Raw genomic sequence first — 16,205 nt, 5'->3', positions numbered from 1 at the left:
GGACCGCCCCTGCCGTCGCCCCCGTCAGCCCCGCTCGCACTCCAGGGAGGGCAGAGCCACCGAGTCGGCCATCGCCTGCATGCCCTTGTCGTTCGGGTGCAGGTGGTCGCCGCCGTCGAACGTCGGCAGGATCCGCTGCGCGTCGTACGGGCTGCGCAGCACCTTGTCGAAGTCGGCCACGGCGTCCGCGGCTCCGCTCGTGCGGATCCACTCGTTCACCTCGGTGCGCACGGCCTCGGCCTGCGCATCCCACTCCGACCAGCCCTTGAACGGCAGGACGGTGCCGCTCACGACACACAGGCCCGCCGCGTGGGACCGGTCGATGATGTCGCGGTATCCCGCGATGAGATCGGCCGCGGTGACGCCGCTGTGCGACTTGAGGTCGTTGACGCCCTCGAACAGCACGACGGTCCGCACACCCGGCAGTGACAGCACGTCACGGTCGAGCCGGCCGAGCGCGCTCTGCGCGGCGCCGTCGGCCAGGACCTTGTTGCCCGAGATCCCCGCGTTGGCCACACCCTTCACCGTGGCCGCCGGGGAGGCGTGCAGACGTCGGGCCAGATAGTCGGGCCAGCGCAGGTTCCTGTCGCTGCTCGACTGCCAGCCGTCCGTGATGGAGTCCCCGAGCGTCACCACGCCGCCGGCGCCCCGGTCCGCGTCCACGGTGACCGCGTCGAGGTAGAACCACGACCCCAGCCGCTCCGTGTACGCCCCGCCGGTCTCCTCCGCCGCGTGCTCGCCACTCGTGGCGTACGACGTCTGCATGGCCATCCCGTGCCCGCTCGCCGGGCCACCCGCTTCACGCACGTACAGGCTCACGGCCAGATCGCTCATCGCCGCGACCTTGCCGGGCAGAGGATCGCTGTAGCGGATCTCGCCGGGCGCCAGGGTCACCGACGGCTCGTCGCCGAACGTGAGCCTCTTGTTGCTGCCACGGCGCAGCACGGCGCCGCTGTCGTGCAGCCCGGCGTAGGCACTGCCGATGACCAGGGGGCGGTCGCCGAAGGCGTTCGACACCCGGATCCGCAGCGCCTTGCCGCCGGTGCTCGTCCGCAGGACGAGCCGGTAGCTCCGGTCGCCGGCGGCGTCGCCCAGGCGGTCGGCGCTCGCCGCCCAGGTGACGACCGACTTCGCGGGCGGGGGAGGAGTGGCCGCAGGCCCCGCCGCGCCCGCCGACGGGACGTGCGCCGGGCCCAGGAGCGTGACCGCGAGGGTGAGTGCGCCGACCAGGCCGAGGCGCGCGGTGCGGCGTACGGGCGCGCTCACGCGAAGTCCCGCAGGGTGACCGCCGTGCCGGGCCGCACGTCCACGTCGCGTGTGCGGCCGCCGGCCGAGACCTTCGTCGTGCGCCCGCCGACACTGCGGATCGTCGCCTCACGGACCGTGCCGTCGCGCCAGCTCAGGTCCACGACGAACCCGCCGCGCGCGCCGACGCCGGTGACCGAGCCGGACCGCGCCCACGCGTCCGGCAGCGCGGGCAGCAGCTCGATGTGCCCGGGCCGCGAGTAGAGCAGCATCTCGATCATCGCGGCGGGGGTGCCGAAGTTCGACTCGATCTGGAAGATCCCCCGGCCCTTCTCGACCTCGTAGATGTCGAAGAGGTTCATCGCACTGCCGTTGCTGCCGTCGACCGAAGGCCGCAGGTTGTTGACCACCAGCGCGTACGCGTTGTCCGCGTGCTTCAGACGTGCCCAGCACAGGGCACGCCACGCGTTCGCCCAGCCGAAGCTCTCCATGCCGCGGGCGGTCAGGAGCTCGGTGGCGCCCTTCACCAGCGCGGCGGGCGAGGCGTCGGGGCGGATGCGGTCGCCGGGGAACAACCCGATCAGCGGCGAGAGGTGGCGGTGCGTGGTCTCGCCGAGGTTGTCGGGGGACATCCACTCCTGCAGCCAGCCGGTCTTCGGGCTGACCTCCGGCATGTACAGCCGCTCCTGGAGCCCCGCCACGGTCCTGGCGAACGCGGCGTCCCTGCCCAGGAGCCGGCAGGCCTCGCGATAGTTGACGAACAGCTGGCGGACCACCTCCTGCGCGTACGTGATGCCCTTCGCGTCCTGGGGGCCGTGCTCGGGCGACCAGTCCTTGTCGGCGACGAGGACCTCGCGCGGCCCGCCCGTCTCCGCGTCCGTGACCGTCATGGTCACCAGCCGGGTCTCCCAGAACTCGCACGCGCCCTTGAGCAGGGGGTAGATCCTCTTCACGTGCGCGAGGTCCCGCGTGTACTCGTAGTGCTCCCACAGCGAGTTGCAGAGCCAGGCGTTGCCCGGCGGGTGCCACCACCAGCCGAGCCCGCCGTGGATGTTCGTGGAGTACGCCACGGTCCAGCCGGCCACCCTGCCGGAGGAGTTGCGGAACCGGTTGCGGGGGTCGTTGAAGTTCTTCCGGGTGAGCTCCGACCACACCGGAAGCTGCGCGAGACAGTAGTCGGTGAACGCGTCGAAGTTGCGCGAGAGGCCCGTCCGGTCGGCCATCCAGTAGTTCATCTGGATGTTGACGTCGGTGTGGTAGTCACCCATCCAGTCCGGATCGTTGCCGTCCAGCCACGGACCCTGGAGGGCCACCGGAAGACCGTCCCGTGAACTGGCGACCATCAGGTAGCGCCCGAACTGTAGGTACAACGCTTCGAGTTCGGGATCGGGCACGTCCTGCTGTGTACGGAACTTGAGCCGTTCCCAGGTGTCGAGCGCACGCTGATCCGCGGTCGAGGTGCCCAGCGAGACGCTCATCCCCCCGAACTGGTCCCGGTGGTCCGCGACATGCGTGTGCAGGAGTGAGGTGGGGGAGTTGCGCACGGCGTCCAGCACCTTGGTCACGGCGAGTGCCGCCGGATCGAGGCCCGGGTCGCGGAAGCCGGCGGTGGAGTCGGGGGCGTAGTTCGATCCACCGCTGATGACCACGGTCAGGTCGGCGCACCGGGTGAACTCGATGTGCGAGCCGCTCGTAGTGACCGAGCCGCTCCTGCTGCGGGCGGTGACGGCGGCGCCGTAGCGCAGCCCGTTCGCGAACTCCGCACCGAAGAAGAGGCTGTCCTTCTTCGCGTCCGCCGACGTCTTCTCGCCGTGCGTGCCGTCGAGCGAGATCGTCCCGGTGTAGTGGCCGCCGCCGCGCTGGGAGAAGTGGACGACGATCACGTCGTCGGGATGACTGGCGTACACGCGGCGCTCGTAGGTGACGCCCGACCTGGTGTATCCGGACACGACCAGTCCCTGTTCGACGTCCAGCTCACGGCGGAAGCCGTTGACCGAGCCGAGGTCGTGGTCGGGTATCTCGACCGTCACGTGGGCCAGTTGGGTGAGGCTTCCGAAGTCGCCGCGCCCATAGGGGAACTGACCGTCCGACTCCAGCTGGTCGTTGATGCCGCCGGTCCACAGCGTGGCGTCCGAGACGAAGAGGAGTTCCTGGCCGGGGTCGTTGCCGACGAGCGCGCCGAGCCGGCCGTTGCCGACGGGCAGCGCCCGTTCGAGCATGGTCTTCGCACCCGCCGGGGCCCGGTACCACATCCGGGTCGTGGAGCCCTCGCCGTCGGCGAGCATGGGGGAGACCGCGGGACGCCGCGGGGGAGCGGTCGCCGCGAACGCGGGCAGGCCGCCGAGCGCGGTGAGCGCGCCGACGCCGGCGGCGAGGGAGAGCACACGGCGCCGGGTGGGGTCCGGGCCGTCACCGGGACCGGTCTGCACAGGTCTGTTCTGCTGCTGGTCGAACACGGGGGAACTCCATTCCTGCGGACATGCGGACATGCGGGTGCGCGGACGGGAGGGCACGGGAGGGGGGAGCGGGTCGTGAACGGCACGGAGCGTTGTCGCCGGTGCCGGGCGGGGGAAAGGGCCCGGGGGCGCGCCGCGATCGGTGCGCCCCCGGGATGTGCTCGTACGTGGCGGGGTCAGACGCGCGGCACGTCGATCCTGTCGATGTCCGGCGCGTACCCGTCACCGCTGTCGAAGGTGAGGGTGTTGCTGCCCGCCTTCAGCGTGACCGGCACGCTGATCGAGTCGGCCGCCGACCACCCGCCCGTGGCGGGGAAGGCGGTGGCGACGGGCGCCGTGCCGTTGGCGGAGACGCCGACCGACCGCGGGTCGCCGGAGGTGTAGGCGACCTTGACCAGGTAGCGACCGGCCTTGGCGACGACGACATCGGTGAACTGGAGCTTGCCGCCGACGTAGAGGTTGCCGACCTTCTTGCCGCCGGAGCACTCGTCACAGCCGGCGAGGGACGCGTTGCCGGACAGCACGTTGGCCGGGGACTCGGCCTCGTAGGCCGTGGTCCTGAGGGCGGGACCTTGCGGGGTCACGGTGAACAGCCGCGAGCCGTGCGCGGGGACGGCCTGGGTGATGCCGTCCTTGTACCGGCCGAGGGACTCGTGGTTCCACACGTCACGCACGGAGGCCTGCCCCGTGAAGCCGAGGGCCTGCCAGTCCGCGGTCACCGGCGAGGGCGAGTCACCCTGGTTGAACAGGGCGACGGTGTAGCCGCCGTCCGGGTTCTGGGAGGCCCAGACCTGCTCGTCGCCGACCGGGGTCACCGGCTTCGCGGGCCGGCCCGGCTGCTGGTTGATCGCCAGTACGTCGCGGTTGGTCATGAGCGACAGACCGTAGTCGTCGATCTTGGTGAGGTCGTCGCCGCTGTACAGGGGGGACTTGGCGATCGCCCAGAGCGTCATGTAGCTCTGGCGTTCGGCCTTGGTCAGCCCGCTCATGGCCGCGTTGCCGACGTTGATGGAGTCCAGGTCGTTCCAGCCACCGGGACCGGCGTACCGGGTCCAGCCGGGCGTGTCACGCCAGCGGTCCTCGACCGAGTTCTCCCACGACACCAGTGTGTTGCAGTAGCACTCGACGTCGGTGTCGACACGCCACCCGTTGGACGTGGCCTGCCAGTCCTTGGCATGGCCGATGTCGAGCGACCAGGAGATCTCCAGGTGGACGGGACGTCCGGCGCTCTTGATCGCCTTCTGCCAGGCGGCGACGTCGGCGCGGTTGTCGTAGTTGTCACCGCTCTTGAACGAGCCGGGGCCCACACCGTCGAGCTTGAGGAAGTCGTATCCCCAGTCCGCGATGAGCTTCGCCTGCGAGTCGACGTACTTCTGGGCGCACGGCTTCGAGAAGTCGATCTTGTACGAGCTGTCCCAGCCGTTGGTCGTCCGCAGGTCGCTGTAGACGATGTCCCCGGTGGTGCAGTCGTCGGTGTTCCAGATCCGCAGCTTGCCTTCGCCGTAGCCCTCCTTCTCCAGGCCGACGGGGAGGTAGATGCCGGCCTTGAGGCCCTTGCCGTGGATACGGTCCGCGACCGCCTTCATCCCGCTCGGGAACCGCTCCGTGTCCGCCTTCTGACGGCCGAACTCGTCGAACTCCGGGGTCCAGTCCCAGCCGCGCCACCAGCCGGCGTCGATGTTGACGTACTCGTAGCCGAACTTCTTCAGCTTGGACGCCAGGGCGTCCGTCTGCTTGTTCACGTTCTCTTCGGTGAGATAGCTGTAGTCGCCCTTGCTGTTCACCCCCGGGTACTTGGTGGTCTGGAGGCTCCAGCTGCTCCAGCCCATGTACGGCTTCTCGGCGACGGCCGTCGTGCCGGTGGCGGCTTCCTCGACCGCGGGCACCTGGCTGTCGGTCTTTCCTCGGCCCTGGGCCGACGCCGGTGCGGCGACGGCGAGGCCTGCGGTGACGGCGAGGACGAGCGCGGCGCGCACGGTTCTCGCGGCGGTGCGGGTGGATGGGCGCATGGGGAAATGGCCTCCTGCTGTCCGGTGAAGAGGGGAGGTGCGGGTGGGGAACGCGGCTACTTGCCCGCGCCGATCGTCAGACCGCTGATGAACTGGCGCTGGAGCGCGAAGTACACGATCAGCGTGGGGATCGCGGTCATCAGCGCGCCGGCCGCGATGAGGTTGGGATTCGTGAAGTACTCGCCCTGCAGGCTCGCGAGCGCCGAGGTGACGGGACGCTTGTCACCGGTCTCGATCAGCACGAGCGGCCAGAAGAAGTCGTTGTAGATCCAGATCGACTCCAGCGTCGCCAGAGCGGCGAACGCCGGCCGGCACAGGGGCAGCACGATCTGGAAGAACTGACGCCAGACGGGGGCGCCGTCCACCAGCGCGGCTTCGGTGATCTCCTTGGGGATCGTCTTCATGTAGTTGCTCAGCACGAAGGTGCAGAAGCCGCACTGATAGGCGATGTGGATGGCGATGATGCCCCAGTAGGAGTTGTAGAGCAGGTACGAGTCGCTCAGGAAGTAGGGCAGGTTCCACTGGAGGTACAGCCGGTACAGCGGGGTGATGAGCACCTGGGCGGGGAGCAGGTTGCCCGCGGTGAACAGCATCAGCAGCGCGATGTTCCAGCGGAAGTCGAAGCGCGAGACGTAGAAGGCGACCGCGGCGGAGAAGAACAGCGTCCCGAGGACGGCCGGCACGGTCACCAGCACCGAGTTCCAGAAGAAGTGCACGAGGCCCGACTGCGCCCAGGCGTCGCTGAAGTTCTGGAGGCTGAGGCTGCGCGGCCAGGACAGGTAGCCGTTGGCCGCGGTGTCCTCGTACGGCCGGAGCGAGGTGTACATCGCCCACAGCAGCGGGACCAGCCAGAGCAGGGAGACACCGGCGAGGAAGACGTGCCGGCCGGTCTGGCGGCGGGGGCGTGACCGCTTCGCGCCGGGTGTGCCGTGCGGTGCCCGGGGCGGGGCGGCCGGAGGTGTGGCGGTCGCGGTCACTCCTCCTCCTTGTCCTTGCGGAAGTTCTGTACGAGGAAGGTGCAGATGGCGGTCAGCGAGACCAGCAGCATGATCACCGCGATGGCCGAGCCGTAGCCGATGTGGCTGGTCTCACCGACGATGTTGTCGGTGATCAGCAGGGAGAGCAGTTCCATGCCGGGCTTGCTGCCGATGCCGCCGCCCAGGACGTACACGATGTCGAAGGCGCGCAGCGACTCCATGGCCGTGACGACGAGGATGACGATGTTGACCGGCTTCAGGGCGGGGAAGACCACGCGCAGGAACGTCTGACGGCCGTTGGCGCCGTCCAGCGCGGCGGCCTCCTTGAGCGCGGGATCGAAGCCCTTCAGGCCGGCCAGGTAGAGGATCATGATGTAACCCGTGTGACGCCACGCGGACGCGACGAGCACGGCCCACAGGTTGAGGTCGGGGTCGGACAGCCAGTCGATGTGGGTGCCGGGGGACACGGCGCCGATGATGCCGTTCAGCAGGCCGTTGTCCGGGTTGTAGATGATCTCCCAGATGAGACCGACGACCGCGAGGGACAGCACCATGGGCAGGAAGATCGCGGTCTGGTAGATCCGGGTGAACCGGATCTTCCGGTCGAGCTGGTACGCGAGGAATATGCCGAACGGTGTGGGCAGCAGCGCCGTGAACAGCAGCCAGATCACGTTGTGCTGGACGGCGGGCCAGAACGGCGGGTAGTTGGTGAAGATCTCGGCGTAGTTCTCCCAGCCGATCCATTCGATGTCGGACGGCGAGATGCCGTCCCAACTGGTGAAGGAGAGGGCGAAGGAGGCGAGTGCGGGCAACCAGACGAAGATCAGCAGGGCCAGCAGCGGCACACCGACGATGACGCCGAGGAACAGCCTGTCGCGCGGACTCAGCCTGCGCGGCCTGCCCGGTCGGGCGGGCACCCGGCGAGCGGCCGGCGTGACCGGATCCTCCGGTGCTTCGAGTGTGGAAGTCATAGGGGTGGGCGTCCCTCGGGCGGGTCGTCGGGGTGGCGGCTCGGGAATCCGGGGTCGGATCAGCTGGAGAAGAAGCGGGCGCGCTGGGACTCGATCTTCTTCAGCGTCGCCGTGCCGTCGTCCGGGTGGCTGAGCCACTGCGTCAGCCCGGGCAGCACGACCGTGGAGATGAACCCCGGGTCGCTGTCCCGGTCGCTGAACTGGGTGATGTGCTTGGCCGCGCCGATGAGTTCGGCCGACTTCTTCTGCAGCGCGTTGTACGTGCTGGTGTCGGCCTTGCTGTGGACGGCGACGTTGCTCGGGTCGACACCCATGTAGAGGTTCTCCGCCTCGGGGCTGCCGAGGAACTCGAGGAACTTCCGGGCCCCTTCGGGGTTCTTCGGGTTGCGACTGAGCATGAAACCGTCGGTGGGCGCCTCGACACTGTCCATGCCGTGCGCCGGGTCGATCTCCGGGAACGGGAAGAAGTCGATGTCGTCGCGCAGCGCCGGGTCGGTGACCTGCTGGCCGAGGAAGAGTCCGATGACGGCCATGCCGGACTTCTTCTCGAGGAGCGACTGCGCCGCGTCCTGCCACGAACGCCCGCCGGCGCCCGGCTGGTAGTACGGAGCGATCTCGCGCCACAGGTCCAGGACCCTGCTCATGCGCTTGTCGCTCCAGGCGACATTGCCGTGCATCAGGTCCATGTGGAAGTCGTAGCCGTTGGCACGCAGGTTCAGGTAGTCGAACGCGCCGAGGATGGACCAGCTGTCGCCGCCGCCGTAACCCGACGCGATGGGCGAGAGCCCGTCCTTCTTCATCCGCTTGGCCAGCGCGACGAACTGCGACCAGGTGGCCGGCGCCGTGTAACCGCGCTCCTTGAAGACGCTCTTCCGGTAGAAGACGGCCCACGGGTAGTTGTACAGCGGGACGAAGTAGTACTTGCCGTCCGTGCCCTTGGAGAGCTGCTTGGCCGCCTCGCTGTACCCGGAGCCGATCGTCTCCCACACGTCGTCGACGGGACCGGCGAGCTTCTTCTGCGCGAAGTACTGCATGCGGTAGCCGGCGAACCAGGTGAACGTGTCGTCCGGGGTGCCCTGCAGGTAGCTCGAGATGCTCTTCTGGAAGGTGTCGTGGTCGACCGTGTTGGTCTTGACCTTCAGCTCGGTCTTCCCGGTGAAGGCCTTGGTCACCGCCGCGTAGGCCTTCTTGGGTGTGGCGTCGGCGCCGTTGGACCCGAACGTCACGCTCTTCGCGTCACCGGCCGGCGGGCCGCCGCAGGCCGTCAGCGCGGGCCCGGCGAGGGCGGCTGCCCCCACTCCCATCATCCCGTTGACGACGGTGCGTCGTCTCGGACCACCGGTCGCGGGTATGCGGCTCGCTTGCGTCATCGCTTCTCCTGGATGGTGTCTGACCCTGTGAAGGTCTGGATCGCGGTGGCCGCGGCCCCGCGCGCCCACTCCTCGAACGGCAGCGGACGTGTGACCACGTCGCACTGTTCTGCTGTGCTGAAAGCGGTCGCGGAGAACGCTTCCTTGATCTGGGCGGCGAACAGGTCGTACGCCGCGAGTCCTTCGCCCGAGATGATCACGCGCTCCGGACCGAGCAGGTTGACCACCGTGCCGATCGCCCGGCCGATCGCCGCACCGGCGTCCGCGTACGCCTCGCGCGCCTCGGGACTGCCGCTGTGCGCCAGTTCGAGTGCCTGGGCCGGTCCGGTGACCTGCTCGCCCGTGTCGTGCCGGATCCTGCGCACGATGGCCGAGTCGGAGGCGATCGCCTCGACGCAGCCCCGGTTGCCGCAGTGGCACAGCGGACCACGGGGATCGATGGCCAGATGCCCGATCTCCCCGGCGATGCCGTGCGCCCCCGAGACCACCCGCCCGTTGACCACCAGGCCGCAGCCGATTCCGGCGCCGACGGTGACCAGGGCGAAGTCGGACAGTCCGACGCCCGCGCCGAACCACTGCTCGGCGACCGTCAGCGCACGTACGTCGTTGTCGACGGTGGTGGGTAGTCCGGTGGCCGCCGTCGCGAGGTCGGCGAGCGCGATGTCACGCCAGTCCAGGAAGGGCGAGTAGCGGACGACTCCCGCCGCCCGGTCCACGTCCCCGGACATGGCGATCGCGAGCCCCTGGACCGAGACGCCGAACCCCTCGGCCTCCACCCTCAGCTCCGCCGTCAGTTCCGTGATCACGGCGATCACCGAGCCGGGATCACGACCGGTGAGCGGCACATGGCGCGCCAGCCGGATGCGGCAGCACAGGTCCGCCAGGACCGCGATCACCTCGTCGGCCGTCACCTTCACGCCGATGAACAGGGCCCTGCCGCCGTCCACCCGGACCGGGTTGGCCGGCCGTCCGACGGCGGGTGGGGCACTGTCGTCGACGGCTTCGACGAAGTAGCCGGCCGCCATGAGCGGTCGTACGGCCTTGGTGACCGCGGCCGAGGAGAGGCCGGTGCGGCGGGAGAGCTCCACACGGCTGAGCGGCCCCTGCGAGAGCACGGTGGTGAAGATCAGGGACGCGGCGGGGGTGGCCGCCGGAAACGCCTCCACCTGGTCGGTCGTTGACATGGCCGGAAACGTAGGTGACTTAATTTCCTCTGTCAATAAAAAAAGCAGGACTCCTGCGAAACAGGAGTTGATCACCCTCGTATCGAGCAAAAGTTGCCCGCAGGCAGGCACTTGACAACGGATCGAAGGGCGGATTGGCTACCTGCCGTCACAGTGCTGCCCCCGAACGTGAGGACGTCCATGCCCCAGATCTCCTACGCCCCGGACGTCCGCCTGTGGTTGCTCAACACCCCGCACACCTCGTACGCGGTGCGGATCGACGGCACCGGCGCGCCCTGCCACGTGGCCTGGGGCGGCAGGCTGACCCTGGACGAGGCGCGGGAGATAGCCGCCCGGCCACACGCGCTCGACCGCGAGGTCAGCAGCTTCGAGGGCCGTCCGCCCGTCGGCGAGGAGCTGCCGGTCGCCGGCGGCGCACGCTACGGGGTGCCGTCCCTCCAGGTCCGGTTCGCCGACGGCACCCGCGCCGTCGAGTGGCTGCCCGAACGTCACGACATCCGTGAAACACCCGACGGGGCGGCGGAGTTGGACCTCGTCTTCCGTGACCGTCACTACGGCTTCGGGATCGTGCTGCACTACCGCGTGCACCGGGACAGCGACGTGATCGAGCGCTGGACGTCCCTGCACAACACCGGAACGGACGATATCGTCCTGCTGCGCGCCGACTCGGCCGCCTGGACCCTGCCGCCGCGCGGCGACCACCGGATCAGCCACGTCACCGGGCAGTGGGCCGCGGAGACGCAACTGCACCGCGAGGCACTGCCGTTCGGCGAGACCGTGCTGACCAGCCGGCGCGGGATCACCAGCCACCACACGAACCCCTGGGTCATGCTGGACGACGGCGGCGCGAGTGAGGACCACGGCGAGGTGTGGAGCGCCGCCCTCGCCTGGAGCGGCAGCTGGCGCATCACCGCCCAGCGCACCTCCGACGGCCGTGCGGGCTTCACCGGGGGCGCGGGACACGACTCGACGGCCCTGCGCCTGGCACCCGGCGGGACACACACCACCCCGCGCTTCGCAGGACTCCGCACCGAGGGCGGCTTCGGCGCGGCGAGCCGTGCGTGGCACGCCTACACCCGCGCACACGTCGTACCCCACCCGGACGAGACGCGCCCCGTCCTCTACAACTCCTGGGAGGCGACCGGCTTCGACATCGACGAGAAGGGCCAGATGGCCCTCGCGGCCCGAGCCGCCGAACTGGGCGCCGAACTGTACGTCATGGACGACGGCTGGTTCGGCGCCCGGCGCAGCGACCGGGCCGGCCTCGGCGACTGGACCCCGTCCCCCGAGCGCTTTCCGAACGGCCTCGGCCCGCTGGTCGGCGAGGTGCACCGCCTCGGCATGCTCTTCGGCCTCTGGGTCGAACCGGAGATGGTCAACGCCGACAGCGACCTCTACCGCGCCCACCCCGACTGGGTCCTGCACTTCCCGCACCGCACCCGCACCGAACTGCGCAACCAGCTCGTGCTCAACTTCGCCCGGGACGACGTCGCCGACTGGGCGTACAGGTGGCTCACGGCGCTGGTCGCCGACCACGGCATCGACTTCCTCAAGTGGGACATGAACCGGGCGTTCAGCGAGGCGGGACCGTCCGGCCCCGACGGCGACGACCGCCTGTGGAGCACGTACGTCCACAACCTCTACGGCGTCATCGACCGGCTGCGCGCCGACCACCCCCGGCTCCGCATCGAGGCGTGCAGCGGCGGCGGCGGCCGCGTGGACCTCGGAATCCTCTCCCGCACCGACCAGGTGTGGCCCTCGGACAACACCGACGCGGCCGACCGCATCGCGATCCAGCACGGCTACAGCCAGATCTACCCGGCGTCGACGATGGCCGCCTGGGTCACCGACGTACCCAACGAGCTCACCGCACGCTCGGTGCCGCTGGCCTTCCGGTTCCACGTGGCGTCGGCCGGGCTCCTGGCCGTCGGCGGTGACCTCACCCGCTGGTCGGACGAGGAGATCGCCGAGGGTGCCGGATTCGTCGACGCCTACAAGCAGGTCCGCCATCTGGTGCAGCACGGCGTCCAGCACAGGCTGCGGGGCCCCGTCGACGACGGGCCCACGGTCGTGCAGTACAGCTCGCCCGACAGGGCGGAGGCCCTGGTGCTCGCGTGGCAGCGGACGCCGCGCAGGGGGCGGCCGGAGTTCCCCGTGCATCTCGCCGGTCTCGACCCGGCGGCCGTCTACCGGGACGTGGCGACGGGCGTGACGCACCACGCGACGGTGCTGATGGAGCACGGTCTGCCGCTCGAACTCCCGGTGGGGGACTGGGCGAGCACGGCGATCCACCTGATGCGCGTGTCCCCCTGACAGCCCCCGGCCCGTCAGGCACGGACCCCCTGCCGTCAGGCGGAGGTGCCCCGTCGCGGTCCGAGTGCCGCGTGTGCGCGGCGGACCGCTTCCCCGGTGGTCAGCCGCGCACCCCGGTCGTACGCATCGGTGTACGCGGCGGCGCCCAGGGCGGCCCGCGCCGCAGCGGTGACGCGGTCGACGTCGGCGCGTTCCGCCGTCGGCAGCGGTGCTCCGGCCCCGCTGCGGGCGGCGGCCGCCGCACCCAGGAGAAGGGCGGCGCAGCCGGGAGCGGATCCGGGGCCGGGCAGGGCCGCCGCACCTGCAAGCCCTTCCAGGGACAGCGCCAGGGCGCGGGGCTCGGCCAGGGCGCGGGCGATCTCCAGTCCCGCGAGATGGTGATCCGCCGCCCCGCGCGCGTCTCCCCGCAGCTCGGCGAGGAAGCCGAGCTCGGCCTGGAGCAGGTGGTCGCCCGCCCGGGACGACACCTCGGCGTATCCGTCGCGGATGCCCGACAGGTGGGCCTCGGCCCCGTCGAGGTCGCCCGAGCGGCGCGCGCCGAGTGCGAGGCCCATTCCGGAGTGGATCTCGCCGTAGGTGTAGCCCTGCTCCGCCGCGATCCGCCGCGCCTGTTCGTGCAGGTCACGCGCGCGGTCCCAGTCGCGGGCGAGCAGCGCGAGCCGGCCGAGCCCGGAGAGGCGCGCCGACACCTCCGCGTCCAGGCCGAGTTCCCGAGCCATGCGCAGCCCTTCGCGCTGGCGGCTCTCCGCGTCCTCGTAGTCCCCCTTGATCTCGGCGAGCGCGGCGAGCGGGGACACCGTCTGCAACTCGCCCCATCGGTCACCCAGTTCACGGAAGATCAGGGCGCTTCGCGTCCCGTCGCGGCCGAGCCCGTCGAGGTCGCCGCGGACCAGCGAGAGTGTCGCGCGCAGACCGAGCGCGGCTGCGGTGCCCCACGGATCGTCCGCGGCGGTGAACAGAGAAAGGGCGTATGAGTTCAGCTCGCCGGCCTCGGCCGTGTCACCCGCGCTGAACAGGCCGTATGCGCAGAGCCACACCGCACGGGCCCGGCGTACGGGCTCGGGGACCGCGTCCCCCGCAGCCCGGAGGCGACTTCCCGCGGCGGGGCCGCCGGCCCTCGCGGCGAGAGAGCCCGCCGCGGCGTGGTCGCCGGTGAGCAGGGCGAAAGCGGTGTGCAGGACGGTGAGTTCGGCGGGCTCGCCCACGCCGGCGCTCGCGGCCCGCACCGACTCCAGGCTGCGCCGGGCCTCGGTGAGACGGCCGCGCAGCAGCCACCACCACGCCAGCGCGGTCACGAGCCGCGCCGCCTCCCCCGGATCGCCCGCTCCCGCCCTCCGCACCGCCTCGTCGAGCGCTGTCCGCAGGTTGCCGGCCTCGGCGTCCAGCCGGGCCAGCCAGGTCCGCTGGCCGGCCCCCCGCAGCCGCGGTTCGGCCTGTTCGGCCAGCGCCCGGTAGTGGCGCAGGTGCCTGTCCCGGACCGCGTCGAAGTCCTCCATCTCGTGGAGCTGTTCCGTGGCGTACGCGGCGACGGACTCCAGCAGGCGGTAGCGCGGGCCGATGGGCCCGTCCACGACGGACACCAGGGACCGGTCGACCAGCCGGGTGACGAGGTCCAGCACCTCGTCGCCGGTGACACCGTCGCCCGCGCAGACCGCCTCGGCCGCCTCCAGGTCGCAGCCGTCGCTGTGCGCGGCCAGTCGGCGCAGGACGATCCGTTCGGGCGCGCTCAGGAGTTCCCAGCTCCAGTCGATCACCGCCCGCAGTGTCTGCTGACGCGCCGGCGCACCACGCTGCCCGAGGGTCAGCACCCGGAAGCGGTCGTTGATCCGGCTGGCGAGTCCCCGCACCCCCAGCGCCCGCACGCGGGTGGCGGCGAGCTCCAGGGCGAGCGGGATGCCGTCGAGGCGGCGGCAGATCTCGGCGACGGCTCGGCGTTCCGACCCGTCCGGATCGTCCGGGGTGCGCGGGAAGCCGGGGGCCGCGGCGGCCGCCCGCTCCATGAACATGCGGGCGGCGTCGGCGGGCGGCAGGGGCTCGACGAGGAACACCGCCTCCCCCGCCAGCCCGAGCGGCTGCTGCCCCGTGGCCAGGACGCGCAGTCCGGGGGCGGTCCGCAGGAGCAGATCGGTGAGTCCGGCGGCGGCGTCGACGACGTGCTCGCAGTTGTCCAGGACGAGCAGGGTCCGGCGGTCGCGCAGAGCGGCGGCGAGGCGATGCGGAAGGGAGGCCACCGGGCTTCCGGTGCCCGGCATCGAGCGGGGGCTGTCGTCCCGGATGCCCAGAGTGGCGGCGACGACCTGAGCCAGGTCGGCGGGCGTGCCGGTGCGGATCGCGGAGAACTCCACGAGCCAGGTCCCGTCCGTCAGTTCACCGGCACGGGCACCGTCCCGCCCGGCGGACGCCGCTGCCACGGCCAGCCGGGTCTTCCCGACGCCCCCGGGGCCCGTCAGGGTCACCAGCCGCTTCTCCGTGAGCAGTCGCGAGAGCTGGTCCAGGGCCTCGTGGCGGCCGATGAGGGGGGTGAGGGGAACCGGGAGATTCGAGCGGGAGCCCGGCCCGGCGCCGCCGGCCGGGCCCTTGGCCGCCGCGGGGCCCGATCCCACCGGTGCGGCGTGGAGCGCCGCGGTGTCCGGTTTCGCCGACGCCACGGACGGTGTGGCGGTGCGGGGGACCGCAGCCGTGACGGCGGGGGCGGCCGCGTCACCGGCGCCGGCCGCGGCGCGCGGGACGCGCGTGCCTGCCGCGTCGCCCGGGGCGGCCGCCGCTGCCCGGCTCACCGTCACCGCCCCGGCCTCCGAGACGGCGCTCAGTTCCGGGTCCTGCCGGAGCACCGCCGCGTGCAGAGCGGCCAGTTCGGGGCTGGGATCGACGCCCAGCTCCTCGACGAGCCTGCACCTCAGATCGTCGTACGACGCGAGCGCCTCGCTCTGGCGGCCCGTCGCGTACAGGGCCTTCATCTGAACGGCGCGCAGGCGTTCCCTCAGCGGGTGGCGCCTCACGAGGTCGGCGAGTTCCCCGGCGAGCAGCGTGTGGTCCCGTGCCTCCAGGCGCGCCTCCGCCTGGTCCTCCCGCACGGACACGCGCTGCTCCGCGAGGCGCTGCGCCGCACCTCGCACGAGCCCGCCGTCCGCGAAGTCCGCGTAGGCGGGCCCGCGCCACAACTCCAGGGCCTCGGTGAGCAGCACGGCTCGGGAACGGGGGTCCTGGACGAGGCGCGCCTCGGTCGCCAGGGCGCGGAACCGTACGGCGTCCACCTCGTCGCCGTCGTCGAGCCGCAGCCGGTAGCCCGGCGGCTGCCGCACCACCCGGTCCCTGCCGACGACCCGCCGCAGCTGGGAGACCTTGGCCTGCAGGGCGGCCCTGGGGTTACCGGGAGGCACGTCGTCCCACAGGTCCCGGATCAGCCGGTCGGCGGAGACCGGCCCCTCGTCGCTCGCCAGGAGGTCGGCCAGCAGGGCCCGGACCTTGGCCTCGGGGACTCTGACTTCCCGCCCCTCGGTGTCCCACACCATCAGTGGCCCGAGCACCCCAAACCGCATGAGGCCCACCGTACATGTCCGGGGACGCCCCGCTCGGCCGCTCCTCGAGGGGGAGGGGGCCGCCCGCCCGGCCGTCGGCGGACCCGAAGTTTTCCGGAAGGTTCCCCGAAGCACCGGGGCGCAGAGTCGTCGTGCGGGTGG

9 protein-coding genes are annotated in these 16,205 nt (G+C 71.2%); 1 reads left to right on the top strand and 8 read right to left on the bottom strand.

Annotation, left to right across the window (positions count from 1 at the left end; all coding sequences use genetic code 11):
- Positions 1–24: 24 nt before the first annotated feature.
- The 7 genes from OHT61_RS01640 to OHT61_RS01610 all read right to left on the bottom strand — a co-directional run bounded on the left by OHT61_RS01640 (position 25) and on the right by OHT61_RS01610 (position 10,212).
- Positions 25–1,266: an SGNH/GDSL hydrolase family protein gene (locus OHT61_RS01640; RefSeq protein WP_329034339.1), complete on the bottom strand. Its 1,242-nt coding sequence runs from the start codon at positions 1,264–1,266 to the stop codon at positions 25–27.
- On the bottom strand, positions 1,263–3,701 hold the full coding sequence (locus OHT61_RS01635; protein WP_329034337.1) for a glycosyl hydrolase family 95 catalytic domain-containing protein: 2,439 nt from the start codon (positions 3,699–3,701) through the stop codon (positions 1,263–1,265). The genes OHT61_RS01640 and OHT61_RS01635 overlap by 4 nt, the downstream gene beginning before the upstream one ends.
- A gap of 176 nt (positions 3,702–3,877) precedes the next feature.
- Positions 3,878–5,710, bottom strand: coding sequence for an alpha-galactosidase D (locus OHT61_RS01630; protein ID WP_329034336.1), 1,833 nt, complete (start codon positions 5,708–5,710; stop codon positions 3,878–3,880).
- A 56-nt stretch (positions 5,711–5,766) separates the two neighbouring features.
- Entirely contained in the window at positions 5,767–6,687 is a 921-nt protein-coding gene (locus tag OHT61_RS01625) for a carbohydrate ABC transporter permease (protein ID WP_443049341.1), read from the bottom strand.
- Positions 6,684–7,658: a carbohydrate ABC transporter permease gene (locus OHT61_RS01620; RefSeq protein WP_329034333.1), complete on the bottom strand. Its 975-nt coding sequence runs from the start codon at positions 7,656–7,658 to the stop codon at positions 6,684–6,686. Before OHT61_RS01620 ends, OHT61_RS01625 begins: the two co-directional genes overlap by 4 nt.
- A 59-nt stretch (positions 7,659–7,717) precedes the next feature.
- Positions 7,718–9,028, bottom strand: a complete 1,311-nt coding sequence (locus OHT61_RS01615; RefSeq protein ID WP_329034331.1) for an ABC transporter substrate-binding protein — start codon at positions 9,026–9,028, stop codon at positions 7,718–7,720.
- On the bottom strand, positions 9,025–10,212 hold the full coding sequence (locus OHT61_RS01610; protein ID WP_329034329.1) for an ROK family transcriptional regulator: 1,188 nt from the start codon (positions 10,210–10,212) through the stop codon (positions 9,025–9,027). Before OHT61_RS01610 ends, OHT61_RS01615 begins: the two co-directional genes overlap by 4 nt.
- 180 nt (positions 10,213–10,392) lie before the next feature.
- Between OHT61_RS01610 and OHT61_RS01605 the strand changes: the two genes are divergently transcribed.
- A complete protein-coding gene (locus tag OHT61_RS01605) occupies positions 10,393–12,525 on the top strand; it encodes an alpha-galactosidase (RefSeq protein WP_329034327.1) in 2,133 nt (710 codons plus the stop codon).
- A gap of 35 nt (positions 12,526–12,560) precedes the next feature.
- Here OHT61_RS01605 and OHT61_RS01600 read toward each other — a convergent pair whose 3' ends face one another.
- A complete protein-coding gene (locus OHT61_RS01600) occupies positions 12,561–16,064 on the bottom strand; it encodes an AfsR/SARP family transcriptional regulator (protein WP_329034325.1) in 3,504 nt (1,167 codons plus the stop codon).
- Positions 16,065–16,205: the final 141 nt, after the last annotated feature.

This window comes from Streptomyces sp. NBC_00178 (assembly GCF_036206005.1).
Classification (GTDB): Bacteria; Actinomycetota; Actinomycetes; order Streptomycetales; family Streptomycetaceae; genus Streptomyces.
This window is presented reverse-complemented; position numbering and strand designations above follow the sequence as displayed.

Coding starts and splice junctions, on each gene's coding strand:
- OHT61_RS01620 (WP_329034333.1), bottom strand. CDS start 7,658: ATGACTTCCACACTCGAAGCACCGGAGGATCCGGTCACGCCGGCCGCT.
- OHT61_RS01605 (WP_329034327.1), top strand. CDS start 10,393: ATGCCCCAGATCTCCTACGCCCCGGACGTCCGCCTGTGGTTGCTCAAC.
- OHT61_RS01630 (WP_329034336.1), bottom strand. CDS start 5,710: ATGCGCCCATCCACCCGCACCGCCGCGAGAACCGTGCGCGCCGCGCTC.
- OHT61_RS01600 (WP_329034325.1), bottom strand. CDS start 16,064: ATGCGGTTTGGGGTGCTCGGGCCACTGATGGTGTGGGACACCGAGGGG.
- OHT61_RS01615 (WP_329034331.1), bottom strand. CDS start 9,028: ATGACGCAAGCGAGCCGCATACCCGCGACCGGTGGTCCGAGACGACGC.
- OHT61_RS01610 (WP_329034329.1), bottom strand. CDS start 10,212: ATGTCAACGACCGACCAGGTGGAGGCGTTTCCGGCGGCCACCCCCGCC.